Source organism: Bifidobacterium mizhiense, assembly GCF_020884755.1.
Taxonomy (GTDB): Bacteria; Actinomycetota; Actinomycetes; order Actinomycetales; family Bifidobacteriaceae; genus Bombiscardovia; species Bombiscardovia mizhiensis.
On the sequence record NZ_BPWE01000001.1, the window covers coordinates 703,676 to 720,287 of the forward strand.

The following is a 16,612-nucleotide window of genomic DNA, read 5'->3' on the forward strand; positions in this document are numbered from 1 at the left end:
TGGAAGAAAACGAAGGCTGAGGTTTGCCTACTTCTCCTCGTGGTAGGACTTCTCGGTGTTGACATTCCAGACGTTGGTCTTGTCAGTACGCCCCGATTTGATGTTGGCCACAGCTTCCATGGATGTGGCCATGGAGTGGTCCTGGTTGTTGTAGTGATGCTGCCCGTTGCGGCCCACACAGTAGAGGTTGCCGAAGGAATCCAGCCATTTGACCAGCTCCGGCATCTGAGCGTAGGTATCGAAGTAGGCCGGGTAGGCCTTGACCACCCGCTCCCGGTGCGAGTCCAGCACGTCGGTAGGGCCGTTGATGATACCCATCCGGGTCAGCTCCTTGATGGCGAAATCAGTGGTCTCCTGATCGCTCATGCTCCAGAAGTCGTCGCCCTCCTTGCAGAAGTACTCCAGACCGATCCAGACAGTGCCGTCCACATTCTTGACCATGTAGGGACTCCAGTTGTTGAAGATCTGGATGCGGCCCATCTTGTAGCCAGGATCCTGCACATAGATCCAGCAGTCGGGAACGATGGGCGGATCGCCCAGGGTCTTGATGGAGGTGGTGTTGCGGATGCGCAGGTGGCGGACCAGAAGGCCAACGGTTACGAAGTCACGGTAGGGCAGGCCCTGAGCCACCCTGATCATTTCCTTGTCGGTGGAGGGCTCCTCGTGGGCGATGGCCTCCACCAGGTCCTTGATGGGCATGGAGGAGATGATCTGATCAGCCTGCAGGGTCACTTCCTTGCCATCAGCGTTGCGATAGATCACACCGGTCATGCGGCCTTCGCTCTGGGTCAGTCCGATCACACGGGCATCGGTGATCACGTGAACCCCGTGCTCCACGTTGCGACGCTCCACGGTCTCCCAGAGCTGGCCTGGACCCAGCTTGGGGTACCAGAACTCCTCGATCAGGCTGGTCTCGACCTGATGGGCGTCGCGCTTCTTGGGCAGCAGCTTTTGGACAGCATTCTTGAGCACACCCATGATGCTGAGCCCCTTGACCCGCTGGGCACCCCAGTCAGCGCTAATCTCGCGAGGATGGCGGCCCCAGAGCTTTTCGGTGTAGCCTTCGAAGAACATGGAGTAGAGCTTGCGACCGAAGCGGTTGATGTAGAAGTTCTCCAGGTTGTCTTCTGGCAGCTTGTGGACGACGGACTTCAGATAGCTGAACCCGGCCTGCATGGTCAGCTTGAAGCCCATGGCCTTGAGTGTGTTGAGTGTCAAGGAGATGGGATAGTCGAAGAAGTGGTGGTTCCAGTAAATCCTGGAGACGCGATGACGCTTGAGCATGACCCGGTCGGTCTTTTCCGGGTCGGGGCCGCCGGGCTCCAGATCGTGATGGCGGCCAAGTTTTTTATCGTCATAGGAGGGCGCGCCCTGCAGGGGCAGGACCTCCTTCCACCAGTCCATGATCCGGTCATCCTTGGAGAAGAACCGGTGGCCGCCGATGTCCATGCGGTTGCCGTTGTGCCGGACTGTGCGGGAAATACCACCGAATTGCTCAGTAGCTTCCAAAACGGTGACATCATATTGTTTATCGCCGCCGTCCTTGACCAGCTCCCATGCCGCCGTCAAGCCGGCGGGGCCACCACCGATGACGACTACAGACTGCTTGTGCTCCATACCATCCTCCTGTAAACGTATGAAATCATTATTACTGTACCCGGGCCTTTCATAAACCCAGGTTTCCGATCGACTTCCCACACGAATTCCCGCCATTGCGTGGAACAAACGTGATGATGCTCGCCCTTGCGCGATGCCTAACCCAACGAATCGGGGATATCGATGTCTGTCTTCTGCACTTCCTCCACATTGACATCCTTGAAGGTGACGATGCGGACATTCTTGACGAACCGGCTGGACCGGTAGACATCCCAGACCCAGGCATCGGTCAAACGGACGTCGAAGTAGACGTCCTGACCAGCGGACCGGACGTTGAAGTCCACCTTGTTGGCCAGGTAGAACCGCCGCTCGGTCTCGACTACGTAGGTGAACAGCTTGATCACGTCCCGGTACTCGCGGTACAAGGCCAGTTCGGCGTTGGTCTCGTAGTTGTCGAGATCCTCAGCACTCATCAACTACCTCCATTCGCGCGATCACGGCCATGGCCAAGCGTACGCCACCAGGCGCGTTTGGATCGCTTGGTCTCAGCCGACCCATAAGCCCAGTCCGAGGCCGTGTGCTCCTCGTCGGACTGCCCGGCAACGGATTCGTCGGAATCGGACTCCTTCCCCGCATCCTCTTCGTCTTTCCGACCGGGAACTGCCTTGTCATCATTCCTGCTATCTGGTCCTGCATGGCCTTGAGCAGATTGTTCTGAATGCGGGTCACCCTTCGGGGACAGATGGGACCGGTCACCTGATACCTGCGAATCCTGAGCTGCCGGAGTGGACTCCTCGGACCCGCTTATGCCGCCATCCTCATCCGCAGCGTATCCATGTGCAACAAGGGCTTCGGCCACGCCAGGATTTTCACGGATGACATGCATGCCGAAAGCATTCAAAGAACGGATGGGATCATATTCGTCGACCAGGGCATCCATGACGATCTGATCCTGATACTTGCCATTCTCGGCGTCCCAGAGGGCATCACGGGAGGTGCCCGAAATCATGAATCCCAGGGACTGATAGACGGAGATGGAGCGTGTGTTTTTCTCTGGCACAGCCACCCAGATCCGGTGCAGTCCCAGACCCGTGGGAGCAGCCGCATACCCGTAGGTCATGATTCTGGGCATGGCGTCGCGGGAGTAGCCGCGCCCGCGGAAGTGCCTGCCCAGGACCACCTGGATCCTGGCTGAGCGCGACCAGCCATCCACATCGATCAGGAAGATCATGCCGATGACTCCCTTGGTGGCATCGGCATCGGGCGAGCCATCCTGGTCGGTGTCCGCATCAGTGACCATGGCCCAAGCCAGGGTGCGGCGGGATTCGGGGTCGCCCACGCCAGAATCACGGGCAGCCAGACCCTTGGACCAGGCCACCGACCTACGCACCCAAGCGTTGACCACGGCTCGTTCGGCACTAGGTCCCTTACCGGTGATGCCGGTGGAATTGTAGAAGGCCTCCAGCTGATCCATTGCCGTCAGATCGGCGATGACCGCCGGACGCAGGTGCAACATCTCGCCCCGGATATAGGGGATCTCGATTCGGTCGGGCAGTTGTCGGCTCGCCACGTCGTCAGGTCTCTCAGCTTGCGTTTGCGGTCGGTCATTGCCCCTGCCGCTCATAGACATCACGTCACCTCCATGATCGCCACCTTGCGATGGCAATCAATTGTAATCCCTCGCCCCTGGGAAAACCATGAGAAGCCGGGCAGGTCCGCCGGTCTGAACCCGATGGAATCAGGTCGGCGGACCGGGCCTGATCAGGACTTAGCGATGCGCTCCATGACGATCTTGCTGACTGCCTTGGCATCGGCCTGACCTTTGGTGGCCCGCATGACCGCTCCGATAATAGCGCCCATGGGCTTCATATTGCCGCCCTTGAGTTTGGCCACGATGTCCGGGTTGTCCTTAAGGGCCTGATCGACGGCTGCGTCCAGAGCCCCGTCATCCGAAACCACTTGATAACCGTGCTTCTTGACGACCTCGGCGGGCTTGCCTTCTCCTGCCAAGACGCCGGAGACGGTCTGCTTAGCCAGCTTGTCGTTGAGCTTGCCGTCAGCAATCAGCTGCTCCACATCAGCGACATCCTGAGCCGAGATGGGCAGCTCCTGCAGGCTGACCCCGCGGGCGTTGGCCTCGCGGGAAATCTCGCCCAGCCACCACTTGCGGGCTCCGGCAGCCGTGGCGCCGGCCTTGACCGTATCCTCAATCAGATCGACGGCATCGGCGTTGACCGCGTCCTGCATCTGACGATCGGTGAAGTCCCACTCCTTCTTGAGGCGGGCGCGACGTTCGCGCGGCATCTCAGGCATCTGGGCCTTGAGCTCCTCGATATGGTCCTTGGTCACATGAACCATGACCAGATCAGGGTCGGGGAAGTAGCGGTAATCGTTGGCATCGGTCTTGACCCGGCCACCGGCAGTGGTCTGTGTGGACTCATCCCAGTGGCGGGTCTCCTGCAGTACCTCCCCACCGGACTCCAGCAGGGCGGCCTGACGGCGGATTTCGTAGGTCAGCGTTTTCTCGATGCCCTTGAAGGTGTTGACATTCTTGGTCTCCGACCGGGTTCCCAGAGGAGCGTCCGGCCCGGCATGCAGGGAGACGTTGACATCGGCGCGCATGTTGCCCTGCTCCATCCGGGCGTGGGAGATGCCCAAGGCCCGGACGATGTCGCGGATGGCCCGGACATAGGCCCCAGCCACCTCGGGGGTCCGTGCCCCGGCGCCCTCGATGGGCTTGGTCACGATCTCGACCAGGGGCACACCGGCACGGTTGTAGTCCACCAGGGAGTGGTCGGCGCCTTCGATGCGGCCGTCTGCGCCACCTACGTGGGTATTCTTGCCGGCATCATCCTCTACGTGGGCCCGCTCGATGGGCACGCGGAAAATGCTGCCGTCGTCCAGCTCCACATCCAGGTAGCCCTCGCCATTCAGGGGCTTGTCATACTGGGAGATCTGATAGTCGCGGGGCATGTCCGGGTAGAAGTAGTTCTTCCTGGCGAACTGGCTCCACTCGTTGACCTTGCAGTGCAGGGCCAGGCCCAGCTTGACCGCATAGTCGATGGCGGTCTTGTTGACCACGGGCAGGCTGCCGGGCAGGCCTAGGGAGACCGGGGTCAGCTGGGTGTTGGGCTCGCCGCCGAACTCGATATGGGCCGGGCAGAAGAGCTTGGTGTTGGTGCAGAGCTCGACATGGACCTCCAGGCCGAACACCGGGTCGTACTTGGCCACGGCATCGGCGTACTTCATCAGTTTTTCAGCCATTGTGATTCCGTTTCCTTCCGATGCCTACTTGGTCGAATCCTGAGCCAGACCATCCAGCCAGGGGGTGGACAGCTTCCGGGAGATGGGCCCGCCCCACTGCTCCTCCAGGGCCGCCTCAAGAGCGGCGGCGGGCCGGTACATGACTTCGTCGCGCATCTGGGGGGCGAAGAACTGGAAGCCTACAGGCAGTCCGTCGTCGCTGAGCCCGGCGGGAATCGACATGGCCGGCGTGCCGGCCAGGTTGGCCGGAATGGTGGCCACATCGTTCAGATACATGGCCAGTGGGTCGTCCATCTTCTCGCCGAAGCGGAAGGCCGTGGTCGGCGACGTGGGCGAGACCAGAACATCGGCCTGCTCGAAGGCCTTCTCAAAGTCGCGGATGACCAGGGTGCGGACCTTCTGAGCCGAGCCGTACCAGGCGTCATAGTAACCGGCGGACAGGGCGTAAATGCCCAGGATGATCCTGCGCTTGACCTCGTCACCGAACCCGGCTTCACGGGTGGCAGCCATCATATTGGCAGCCGTCTGGGGGACGCCCTCGGGGGGCATGACCCGCAGGCCGTAGCGCATGCCATCGTAACGGGCCAGGTTGGAGGAGACCTCGGAGGGCATGATGATGTAGTAGGCGGCCAGCGCGTAAGGGAAGTGCGGGCAGGAGACCTGGACCACCTCGGCACCCATGGACTCCAGCAGTGAGACAGCCTCGTTGAAGCGGGCCTCGACACCGGGCTGATAACCCTCGCCGCCCAGCTCCTTGACCAGACCCACCTTGAGACCCTTCAGGTCGCGCTTCTGACCTTGACGAGCAGCCTGGGCAAGAGGGGGAACAGGCTTGGGAATGGAGGTGGAGTCTCGGCGGTCATAGCCACCGATGACCTCCTGCAGCAGGGCCGCATCCAGCACGGACCGGGAAACCGGACCGATCTGATCCAGGGAGGAAGCCATGGCGATGGCCCCGAACCGGGAGACGCCGCCGTAGGTGGGTTTGACACCCACGGTGCCAGTCAGGGATCCGGGCTGGCGAATGGATCCGCCGGTGTCGGTGCCCAAGGCCAGCGGAGCCTCAAAGGAGCCGACAGCCGAGGCCGAGCCGCCGCCTGAACCGCCCGGGACCCGCTCGGTGTCCCAAGGGTTGTGCGTGGTCTTGAAGGCCGAGTGCTCAGTGGAGGAACCCTGGGCGAACTCATCCAGGTTGGTCTTGCCCAGAATGGGCATCCCCGCGGCCTTGAGCTTCTTGATAACGGTGGCATCGTAAGGCGGCACCCATCCCTCAAGGATCTTGGAGGCGGCCGTAGTGGGGATACCCTCGGTGACGATCATGTCCTTGATGGCGATGGGCACGCCGGCCAGTTCCGGCAGTCCCTCGGCTCCTTCATGAGCCAGTCGCTGGTCGAAGGCGTCGGCCTGCTCCAGGGCCTGATCGGCGCTGACCTGCAGAAATGCATCAATGCTGGGCTCGGCGGCCTCGATCACATCCAGATGAGCCTGGACCAGTTCACGGCTGGAGACCTGCCCCGACCGCAGCTGTGTGGCCATGTCGGAGGCGGATTGCTTGACCAATTCTTCCTGTGCGCTCATCGTCTCACTCCTCACCCAGAATGCGCGGGGCCACAAACATGCCCGACTCGGTGACCGGAGCACCCGAAAGGGCAGCCTCCTGGGTCAGCGGCTCTTCAGCCTCATCGGGACGCAGGTAGGCCTCCAGAGGAATGGGATTGGCAGTGGGGGGCACATCATCGCCGGCCACCTCCTGAACCTTGGTGATGGAATCGGCGATCACGTTGAGCTCGCCCTTGAGGCGGTCGGCCTCCTGATCGGTCAAGGCAATTCGGGCCAAATCACCCAAGTGCTTGATCTCTTCACGTGTAAAAGTTGGCATACCACTTATCATATGGGTGCTCTATGACACGCAGAAGACGGGGTCAACCGATGTCTGTGCGCCGAAAGACCAGGGTTCCCAGAGCACAGCACAGGGCCGTCCAGACCACCATGATCAGGCCCGCCTGCCACCAGCTTGGCCACCATCCGATGCCTGCCTCTGACGTCCAACCCAAACCTGAGAGGAAGGTGCCCAGCAGACTGGCAGGAGTCAGACTGAAGATGGCCTGTAGCCAGTCGGCATGAGGGATCAACCCCCACATGAGGCCCAGAATCAGCGGCAGGATCACGGTCAGCCCCAGGAACAGGCCAATCCCGCCGGCCTTGGATCGGCTCAAGGCTCCTAGACCCAGGCCTGTCAAGGCAAAGAGGACCAACACGAGTGGACCGCCCAGCAGATCAATCAGCGCCAGCCCAGGCTTGGAGGCCGGCAAGGCACCGGATTTGCCTGACAGAAGCAGGGTTGCCAAGCTCCAGCTGAGCAACAGGCCCACCTGTGCCGCCAACCAGGTCAACAATGCCAAGGCAAGGCCCTTGGCCATCAGGACCATGCCTCGACGAGGATTGGCCGTCAGCGTGCTCTCAATGGTGTCTCCAGAAAACTCACGCGTAAGGACCAGAACCCCCAGAATGCCCGCCACGATCACACCCGGGAAGAGGCCAGAAGCAACGGACAGCCAGAAAACGTCACTGGTGGCAGACAAGAGGTGGGCTGGGAGGTCATCGATCTGCCGGTCCAGGCCAGCCCAGATCCGGGTCGCACGAGCCATCAGGCCGGTGCTCAAAGGCTGCAGCAGCATGACGATCAGCAGCAGGGTCCAGGTCGAGCGCAGGGAGAACATCTTGCGCAGCTCCCCCCGGACCGACCCGGAAAGTGTCAGTTGACCGGACGGACGACGCGAATCCAGGAAGGACAGCCCCGGGGTTCGACGCAACCGGGTAAAGGCGGAACCATGCCGTGGAGTTGCGTAATCAGGTTCTGCGGCTACATCTCGGCGACTCCGACGGGCTCGGCGACCGTTTTCGGTACTCATGGCCGCACATCCCTTCTGCCGTGGATGACGCTCTTGTAGGCCTGTTCCAGGGAAACTTCCTCCTGCTGGAACTCATAGAGCACCACACCCTCCTGTGCCAGAATCGAGGCTGTGGAAGCCAGGGGCGCACCCTGGATGCGGAAGCGGGCGGCATCCGGCGGACAGTTCTTGTCCGGGGGCAGGCGGGTGATGCTGATTCCGGCAGCCGTGGCCAGGGCGGCCTTTAATTGGTCAGGCTGCGGCGTCACCGCATAAATGGAGTCACGGGAGTGTTCGCCGATGAACCGGGCCACGGTCGTTCTCTCAAGGATCCGCCCCTTGGCAATGATGACCAGATCGTCAGCGATTTGCGCCATCTCGTTAATCTTACGGGAGCTTAGAAGGACTGCCCTGCCCTGTGAGGCAAGACTGCGCCAAATGCCCCTCACCCACTCGCTTCCCTCCGAATCCAAACCATCAAGGGGCCCATCCAAAGCCAGGTTGTGCGGGTCGCCCAGAAGGGCTGCAGCCAGGGCCAACCGCTGACTCATCCCCAGAGACAGGGAGCCCATCGGCCTGTCTGCGATCGATTGCAGGCCGACCATCTCCAGTACCTGGTCCACTCGACGGTGATCAATGCTATTGACCGCAGCCAAGGCCAACAGGTGATCCCTGGCCTTGCAAACAGAATGGGTCTTGCGCAGATTCAATACCGCCCCCACCGTCCGCATGGGCGATGTGAGCCGGGTGAAAGGATGGCCATCGAACAGGGCCCTGCCTGCATCAGGGTGAACAAGCCCCAACGCGATGCGCAGAGTGGTCGACTTACCGGCGGCTTTAGGCCCCACAAGCCCAGTCACCCGACCGTCCTTGGCCGCGAAGGAGACACGGTTCAGTACCTTGTGGGAGCCGTAGCGCTTGGTCAGCGAGTCGATGACAATCATGGACCCGCCACCTCCGCATGTTGACTGATCCAGGAGTGCATGGCCACGGCAGCCGCAGCCCCGGCGTTGATGGAGCGCACCGATCCGAACTGGGAGATGTAAACCACATCGTCCGCCAGCTCCAAGGCCTTCTCGGACAGTCCAGGTCCCTCGGCGCCGAACATGAGCAGGCAGCGACGGGGAAAGTGATAGGTCTCCATGGGAACGGCCCCGGGGACGTTGTCGATGGCGATCATACGGGGCATGGACTCCCCCTGGCTGACTGCTTCTTCTCGCAGGGTAGTCGTCATGGTTGCTATGTCGGGATCGTGGACCACGTGCTGATAGAGCTCGGTCATCAACGAGCCCTTGCGGTTCCATTTGTGAGGTCCGACGATATGGACGCGGCTGGCGGCGAAGGCATTGGCTGTGCGGACCATGGAGCCGATATTAAAATCATGGGTCCAATTCTCTACGGCCACCTCGAACTCATGACGACCCCTGCGATCCAAGTCGTCCCGAATGGCCTCGACCTTCCAGTAACGGTATCGGTCCAGGACGTTGCGCCGATCCCCTTGATCCAGCAGTGTGCGGTCATAGCGCGGATCCGTCGGCAGGGGCTGCCCAAAATGCTCTTCCTGCCAGGGGCCGACACCCACCTGTCGGAAGACCGGCTCATCTGAGGCCATGGCCGCTCGGGTCACCGGGTCAGGTTCTCTCATGATCGCTCCGGGGAATCGTCGGCCGCGCCGACGAATTGATCCTCCTGGTAGGCGCAGATGAAAGGCAGCCGTTGCCGGGATCCGTCCACCGGATCGACCACCTGAATGCTGCCGTCTGTCCGGCCGCCCACCAGCGAGGCGATGGCCAGTGTCTTCGCTCCCTGGCGCTGGATGATCCCGCAGTCAAGATTGAGCTCGTTGTTCTTGTCCAAGGTGACCAGGGATGAAGTCTGCACGTAGGATTTTCGGCCCAGCCAGGCATCCAATAGGATGACACGCCTGCCCTCGATGGACGGGCCCTTGATGGAGGGGTAGACGAAGTCCATGACGAAAGCGTCCAGATCCTGACCACGTGAAGCCGCGGCATGGAGCATGGCATCAGCCAGTGGCACAGCTGCAGCGGTCAGCGCCCCGACCGCATCGAAGTCGTCGACCGAATATCCTGCATCTTCCAGAGTGTCCAAGAGAACATGACCGGCCAGTTCAGCTCCGCGGTGGTGGAAGGTGACCCCGCTGAGCTCGGTGAAGGGACGCCCGCCGATCTCCTGGGCAAGGAGCACACGGAGCTGGTCGACAGGCTCAGGCAGGTTCGTTCCGGATTCGCGCCCAATCAGATCCGGCGACCCGGTGGGTCTGAAGGGTGAACCCTCTTGTCTCTTCGTTGCCTCGTTCATGCTTATCAGACTAGCGCCGGAGGCCCCTAAGCGGTACTCACTGCCCTTGGTCGGAAAGAACCTCCGGAGCCGTCAGCTCCCTGATGTTGCCCTTATCGGAATCGATCATGTCGACCGAATCGATGACCTTGGCAGGATCCATCTGCTGCAACTTGCGGGCAGTGACCAGAACCCGCGACTCCAAGGAGGAGGCGAACTTGTTGTAGGCGGTCACCGTTGCAGTGATGGAACGCCCCAGTTTATTGGCCCGATCGCCTAGAACCACAAAGCGATCATAGAGCTCGTGGGTGAGTGTGAAGAGAGTGCGGGCGTCCTCGGACAGGTTCTGCTGCTGCCAGGCGTAGGCCACCGACTTGAGCACAGCCCAGAGGGTCACCGGCGAGGTCAGGGCCACCTTTTGGGCAAAGGCATCGTCCATCAGGGTGGGGTCCACCTCCAGGGCGGCCTGCAGAAGAGAGTCGTTGGGAATGAAGGCCACCACGAAGTCCGGGGCCGTTTCGAAGGCGTTCCAGTACTCCTTGTCGGCCAAGGCCTTGACGTGCTCGCGCAGGGCCCGGGCATGTGCCTTGAGCAACTCGTCCCGGCGGTGCAACTCGTCATCCGAAGCAGTGTCCGGGATCTCGCAGGCCCGCTGGTAGTCGGAATAGGGGGCCTTGGCATCAATGGGGATGGTCTTGCCACCGGGCAGGTGGACCACCATGTCGGGACGCAGAACGCGCCCATCCGAGGAGGTGACCACCACCTGGGTGTCGAAATCCACATGCTCCAAGAGCCCCGCCGACTCGACGATATTCCTGAGCTGAGCCTCGCCCCAAGCGCCGCGCACCTTGTTGTTGCGCAGGGCCGAAGCCAGGGAGCTGGTCTCCTTGTCCAACCTCCCCTGCTGCTCACCCAGACTCTTCAGCTGCTGCCCTAGGGAGCCCATCTCCTGCTTGCGGCCCTCCTCGATCTGGGCCACCTTGTGCTGGAGGGCATCCAGGTTCTTCTGTACAGGAGCCAGGGCCGAGAGCACCTTGCTCTCCTCCTCCAGATTCTGAGCCTGCCTGCGCCGTTTCTCCTCCTCCTGAGCCTGGGCACGGCGGCGCTCCTGCTCGATTCTGATCTGCTCGGCCTGCTGGGCCTGGGCCAGCTGGGATTTGACAAAGGAAAGCTCGCGGTTCAGACCATCCACCTTGGTCCGCGCCTCCACCAAGGCCGCCTCGGATCCATGGAGCCGGTCCTGGGCCTGATCCAGCTGCGAGCGCAGCTCATCCACCTGGCTATCAGACCCCATGCCGACGGCTCTACGGCCCTGGGTGCGACCCAGCACATACCCGGCCAACCCTCCCAGAACCATACCGATCAGCAGGAGAAGCACCACCATGACCACCGATGACGTAGAATCGAACATATGTTCTAGTAAACCCCCAACGTTGGACCCCAAGGCTGTGTCGGCTCGACAGGCTGTCGACGGTAGTTCGAAAATTCGTTTTTTCCGCAAGGAATCGGCCTTGAAGCCAGTGCCAAGCCGCGACGACGGGCAGAATAGAGAATATCAAGGGGTTGGAGCAAGACCGAAGGAGATCCGTGGGTATCGATATCTTCCTGGCGATAGCCGATCTGGTCGTGGCCTGTGCGGTCACCTGGCTGATCATCTGGTACTTCCTCATGCCGTCGGCTCATGTCCGTGACCAGGATGTAGGCGCGGGCTCTCCAGCTAACCGTCCCTGGCACGATCCCGAGGATTGGGGCCGGTGGGGGGCCGATCTGGACTCCCGCAGTCATCGTCTGCTCAGGCCGACCATCGTCAGCGCCCTGCTCACCGCGCCCGTCCTGGTTCTGGATCTGTTCGATCGTTTCGGCCCTGATTTACTACCCTCTTGGCTGACCAGCCCTTGGGTGCAGGCTATTCTGATAACCCCAGTCATGTTTTACTGCGGCCGGGGAATACTCATTGACGGTTGGAAGGCCATGACCGAGCACCGCTGCAGCCCCGACCTCCTTGCCATGCTGGCCACAAGCCTGGCCTACCTGTATAGCCTGGTCACCTGTCTGGCCGGATCCCAGCTGCCGGAAGGCTCCCGATCCCCCTACTTTGATCTGGTCGGCGTGGTCATCACCCTCCTCTTGCTTGCTCGGGTCATCGGAACCAGAATGGAAGCCTCCCTGGTAGCATCGTTGAACCACCTGACGGAGATCCGCCCAGATTCAGGCCTGGTGGCCGATCCCGAGCATCCGCAGTCAGTCCCCGCCCAGATCCTTGCACGTGACCGGATTCGCCCAGGCGATCTGCTTCTGATCCGCACAGGCGAACGGCCCGCTGCTGACGGAGTTGTGGAATCCGGGTCGGCCCTGGTGGACGACAGCGAGCTGACAGGCGGCGACAGACCCCGGCCATGCGGGCCCGGCGACCGGATCCTGGCCTCCAGCAAGATTCTGGAAGGTCGCCTGTCCATCCGCGTTGATGCCGTCGGCGACAACACCTACGCAGCCAGGCTCGCAAAGATCATCCCCCAGGCCCTGGTCGAACGATCCCCCGACATGCGCAGGATGGATCGGATTGTCCACACAGCCATCGCCATGATCATGATCCTGGCCGTCTGGGTCTTCATGCTCTGGCTCATGCTGGGACCGCAACCCCACCTGGCCCACGCTGTAGGCAATGCCGTCTGCGTACTGACCATCGCCTGCCCCGCTGTCGCAGCCATGACCATCCCCATGGCCTTCCGAACCAGCCTGGAGACGGGCCTGGCCCACGGTCTGCTCTTCACCTCGCCACGAGCCATGAACCGCCTGGGCCGGGTGCGGACCCTGATTCTGGACGACTCCTCTCTGTTGGACCCCGATGACTCAGAAGGCCAGGGCGTCCACGCGGAATCCTTGACCCGAACCGCTACCCATCTACGCACCCTGCGGGTGAGCAGCCTGATCCTGGATGGAAGCCGCCAGCCTGACGACAGGATTGAGCGTGCAGCCCGTCAGGCGGGCGTGGATATGTTGATCACCCAGCTGACTCCTAAGCGCAAACGCGAGTGCATGGATAGGCTCAACCACGACCTGACCCGAACCAGCAGGGGCGTTCCGGCGGATCGGACGGGTCAAAACGCCACCTCCAGCCGGGAACGGGGCCGAACCAGCCTAGTGGCTTTGGCTGCTGCGACAACCGCTGACCACGAGCTGACAGACAAGGCCCGAGTAAGCATCGCTCTGGGTCCACAGCTTAAAGCAGCCACGGACAGTACAGACCCGATGCAACCGGATCTCGTCCTGCACCAGGGCGACCTAGACGGAACCGGCAGGGCCATAGAGCTGAGCCGAGCCACAACCCAGGTCATCAGGCAGAACCTGACCTGGTCCACTGTCTATAACATCATCGCCCTGATCGTCGCCACCGGAATTTGCCAACCCTTCCTTGGTTGGATGCTCAACCCCATGATCGCGGCAGTAACAGGAGCCCTGTCCACCATTCTGGCCATGCTCAACGTTCGTCGCCTGCACCGGCTGCGGCACCTGCGTCGTCGCTGGCTGCACCTTGCCCTGATCGACACGGACCAACTTCCGACAGTTGCGGCACGGCGCCCCCAAGTCATCGTCGACAGCCAGTGGGAATCCATGCAAGAGGGCCGGGATCCGGCGACCGCTATGGACTGAATTTATAGAGCACAGTAGGTGATACCAAAAGGGTCGGCACCCGGGGGTGATCCCGGGTGCCGACCCTCATTGATCTCAGCGAGACTGGGCCTGACCCTGATCGTCGCCACGAGCGGCATGACGGCCACGGCCACCATCGCGTCCGCCATCGCCGGCATCAGCATCGGTATCGCCATCAGCCGTCACATCGTCGACCGTGACCGAGTCATCGACCAGATTCTCAGTGGGCCAAGCGGTCAACTCCAAATGGTCGCCACCGGTCTGATCCACCAGGACCGTATCGCCATCGTGGACCTTGCCAGCCAACAGCATCCTGGCCAGCTGATCGCCCACCTCGGTCTGCACCAGCCGACGCAGCGGCCGAGCGCCGAAGGCCGGGTCATAACCCATGTTGGCCAGCCACTCCCGGGCGGAGTCGGTGACATCCAGGGTGATGCGCCGGTCGGTCAGCCGCTGGGCCACCTGCTTGACCTGGATGTTCACAATGGAACCCAGCTCGTCGCGGGTCAGCGGATGGAAGATGACCAGATCGTCCAACCGGTTGATGAACTCGGGCTTGAAGTTGGCCTGCACAGCATCCATGACGGCCTTGCGCTTGCCCTCCTCGTCCAGGTCGTCCCGGACCAGGAACTGCGAGCCCAGGTTGGAGGTCATGATCAGGATGGTATTCTTGAAGTCCACCGTCCTGCCCTGGCCATCAGTCAGCCGACCGTCATCCAGAACCTGCAGGAGCAGGTCGAAGACCTCAGGGTTGGCCTTCTCCACCTCGTCGAAGAGGACCACCGAGTAGGGACGCCGACGCACGGCCTCGGTCAGCTGGCCGCCCTCCTCATAGCCCACATAGCCTGGGGCAGCGCCGATCAGACGAGAGACCGAGGCCTTCTCCATGTACTCTGACATGTCGATGCGGACCATGGCCTTCTCGTCGTCGAAGAGGAAGTCGGCCAGAGCCTTGGCCAGCTCCGTCTTGCCCACGCCGGTGGGGCCCAGGAACATGAAGGATCCAGTGGGCCTGTCGGGGTCGGCGATGCCGGCACGCGAGCGCCGGACCGCGTCGGATACCGCATGGATGGCCTCTTGCTGGCCGACCACCCGCTTGCCCAGGTAGTCCTCCATATGCAGGAGCTTCTCGTTCTCGCCCTCCATGAGCCGTCCCACAGGGATGCCGGTCCAGTCAGAGACGATCTCCGCCACGGAATCCGCATCAACGTGGTCAGGAACCATGGGCTCCTGAGCCGGACCTCCGGCGATGTCAGCCCCATCAGGACCCGCATCATTGGCGGCGTTCTTGGCCTGCTCGGCGGCGTTCTCCGCCTGGGCCAGCTGCTTACGAATGCCAGGGATCTCCCCGTAGAGGATGCGGGAGGCCTTCTCCAGGTCGCCCTCACGAGTGGCCTTATCGGCCTCGACCCGCTTCGCGTCCAGCTGAGCACGCAGGTCGCCGACCTTGTTGTGGCCGGCCTTCTCGTTCTCCCAACGGGCCTTGAGGCCGCCCAGCTTCTCACGGGAGTCCGCCAGTTCGGCCTGCAGCTTGCTCAGACGGTCCTTGGAGGCCGGGTCATCAGCCTTCTTCAGCTGCATCTCCTCCATCTCCAGACGGGTGACGCGGCGTTGAAGCTCGTCGATCTCCTCAGGCTGGGAGTCCAGCTCCATCCGCAGATGGGCAGCGGCCTCGTCAACCAGGTCGATGGCCTTGTCCGGCAACTGACGACCAGAAATGTACCGGTTGGACAGCGTAGCTGCCGCTACCAGGGCATCATCCCCGATGGTCACCTTGTGGTGAGCCTCGTAACGCTGCTTGAGACCACGTAGGATGGCCACGGTGTCCTCCACGGAGGGCTCACCCACGAAGACCTGCTGGAAGCGGCGCTCCAGAGCCGGGTCCTTCTCGATGTTCTCCCGGTACTCGTCCAGGGTGGTGGCGCCGATCAGGCGCAGTTCACCCCTGGCCAACATGGGCTTGAGCATGTTGCCCGCGTCCATAGACCCCTCGGCGGCACCAGCACCGACGATGGTGTGGATCTCGTCAATGAAGGTGATGACCTGACCGTTGGCGCTCTTAATCTCATTGAGAACGGCCTTGAGGCGCTCCTCGAATTCGCCACGGTACTTGCTGCCAGCCACCATGGAGCTCAGATCAAGGGAGATCAGTCTCTTGCCCTGCAGGGTGGTGGGCACATCACCGGCTACGATACGTTCGGCCAGCCCCTCGACCACGGCCGTCTTGCCCACGCCGGGCTCGCCGATGAGAACAGGGTTGTTCTTGGTGCGCCGCGACAGGATCTGCATGACACGACGAATCTCCTGATCCCTGCCGATGACCGGGTCCAGCTTACCCTCCTTGGCCTGAGCAGTCAGATCGGTGGAGTACTTCTCCAGGGCCTTGTAGGTGCCCTCGGCATCGGGGCTGGTCACCTTGGCGCCGCCGCGCACCTGGGGCACGGCCCTGCGCAGGGTATCGGCCTGCAGACCGTTCCGATTCAAAATATCGGCGGCCTGCGAGGGCCCCTGGGCGATAGCGATAAGCAGATGCTCGGTGGAGACGTACTCATCCCCCATGGCCTGCATTTCCTTCTCAGCTTGGGCCAGGGCCATGCTGAGTTGACGGCTGGCATCGGGCTGTGAGGCCGTGGATCCGCTGGCTGACGGCAGAGCCACCAGGGCCTGACGGACTTCGGCGCCGACCCGTTGGCTGTCACCACCGGCCGCTTGGATCAGCCCAGGCACCACACCGGACTGCTGACGCAGCAGAGAGTCCAGCAGGTGGAGCACATCCACCTGGGGGTTGCCGGCCGCCGAGGCCGACTGGATAGCATCGCCTATGGCCTGCTGAGCCATCGTGGTGAAGTTTTCGTTCATAGAGCATCCTCCAACATTCTTCGGCGGGGCCAGCCGAACCACTCGACCAGACC

13 protein-coding genes are annotated in these 16,612 nt (G+C 62.0%); 1 reads left to right on the top strand and 12 read right to left on the bottom strand.

Features of this window, described 5'->3' with window-relative positions:
- Nucleotides 1-27: 27 nt before the first annotated feature.
- From LPC22_RS03010 to LPC22_RS03060, 11 genes are all read right to left on the bottom strand, one after another.
- Nucleotides 28-1,617 (bottom strand): NAD(P)/FAD-dependent oxidoreductase, encoded by a 1,590-nt coding sequence (locus LPC22_RS03010; RefSeq protein WP_229131944.1) that lies wholly within the window; start codon nt 1,615-1,617, stop codon nt 28-30.
- Between the two features lie 137 nt (nt 1,618-1,754).
- Complete coding sequence (locus LPC22_RS03015) at nt 1,755-2,069, bottom strand: DUF2469 domain-containing protein (RefSeq protein ID WP_015022511.1); 315 nt, start codon at nt 2,067-2,069, stop codon at nt 1,755-1,757.
- Nucleotides 2,069-3,112 carry a GNAT family N-acetyltransferase gene (locus LPC22_RS03020; protein ID WP_229132321.1) on the bottom strand — a complete coding sequence of 348 codons (1,044 nt, stop codon included), beginning with the start codon at nt 3,110-3,112 and terminating at the stop codon, nt 2,069-2,071. The genes LPC22_RS03015 and LPC22_RS03020 overlap by 1 nt, the downstream gene beginning before the upstream one ends.
- Nucleotides 3,113-3,357: 245 nt before the next feature.
- Complete coding sequence (gene gatB, locus LPC22_RS03025) at nt 3,358-4,860, bottom strand: Asp-tRNA(Asn)/Glu-tRNA(Gln) amidotransferase subunit GatB (protein ID WP_229131946.1); 1,503 nt, start codon at nt 4,858-4,860, stop codon at nt 3,358-3,360.
- 24 nt (nt 4,861-4,884) lie between these two features.
- Nucleotides 4,885-6,438 (bottom strand): Asp-tRNA(Asn)/Glu-tRNA(Gln) amidotransferase subunit GatA, encoded by a 1,554-nt coding sequence (gatA, locus tag LPC22_RS03030; RefSeq protein ID WP_229131955.1) that lies wholly within the window; start codon nt 6,436-6,438, stop codon nt 4,885-4,887.
- 4 nt (nt 6,439-6,442) lie between these two features.
- Nucleotides 6,443-6,739 carry an Asp-tRNA(Asn)/Glu-tRNA(Gln) amidotransferase subunit GatC gene (gatC, locus tag LPC22_RS03035; protein WP_015022515.1) on the bottom strand — a complete coding sequence of 99 codons (297 nt, stop codon included), beginning with the start codon at nt 6,737-6,739 and terminating at the stop codon, nt 6,443-6,445.
- Between the two features lie 43 nt (nt 6,740-6,782).
- Nucleotides 6,783-7,772: an ABC transporter permease subunit gene (locus LPC22_RS03040; RefSeq protein WP_229131957.1), complete on the bottom strand. Its 990-nt coding sequence runs from the start codon at nt 7,770-7,772 to the stop codon at nt 6,783-6,785.
- Nucleotides 7,769-8,695: an ATP-binding cassette domain-containing protein gene (locus tag LPC22_RS03045; protein WP_229131959.1), complete on the bottom strand. Its 927-nt coding sequence runs from the start codon at nt 8,693-8,695 to the stop codon at nt 7,769-7,771. The genes LPC22_RS03040 and LPC22_RS03045 overlap by 4 nt, the downstream gene beginning before the upstream one ends.
- Complete coding sequence (locus LPC22_RS03050) at nt 8,692-9,396, bottom strand: TrmH family RNA methyltransferase (protein WP_229131961.1); 705 nt, start codon at nt 9,394-9,396, stop codon at nt 8,692-8,694. Before LPC22_RS03050 ends, LPC22_RS03045 begins: the two co-directional genes overlap by 4 nt.
- Nucleotides 9,393-10,070: a type I phosphoribosyltransferase gene (locus tag LPC22_RS03055; protein ID WP_229131969.1), complete on the bottom strand. Its 678-nt coding sequence runs from the start codon at nt 10,068-10,070 to the stop codon at nt 9,393-9,395. The genes LPC22_RS03050 and LPC22_RS03055 overlap by 4 nt, the downstream gene beginning before the upstream one ends.
- A gap of 37 nt (nt 10,071-10,107) precedes the next feature.
- The gene (locus tag LPC22_RS03060) at nt 10,108-11,460 is read right to left on the bottom strand and encodes a DNA recombination protein RmuC (RefSeq protein WP_229131971.1); all 1,353 of its coding nucleotides are present in this window, start codon (nt 11,458-11,460) and stop codon (nt 10,108-10,110) included.
- A gap of 176 nt (nt 11,461-11,636) precedes the next feature.
- Here LPC22_RS03060 and LPC22_RS03065 point away from each other — a divergent pair, with 176 nt between their 5' ends.
- Nucleotides 11,637-13,700, top strand: a complete 2,064-nt coding sequence (locus LPC22_RS03065; protein ID WP_229131973.1) for a P-type ATPase actuator domain-containing protein — start codon at nt 11,637-11,639, stop codon at nt 13,698-13,700.
- 75 nt (nt 13,701-13,775) lie between these two features.
- Here the strand turns inward: LPC22_RS03065 and clpB are convergent, their stop codons facing one another.
- The gene (gene clpB / locus LPC22_RS03070; protein WP_229131974.1) at nt 13,776-16,559 is read right to left on the bottom strand and encodes an ATP-dependent chaperone ClpB; all 2,784 of its coding nucleotides are present in this window, start codon (nt 16,557-16,559) and stop codon (nt 13,776-13,778) included.
- Between the last annotated feature and the right edge of the window lie 53 nt (nt 16,560-16,612).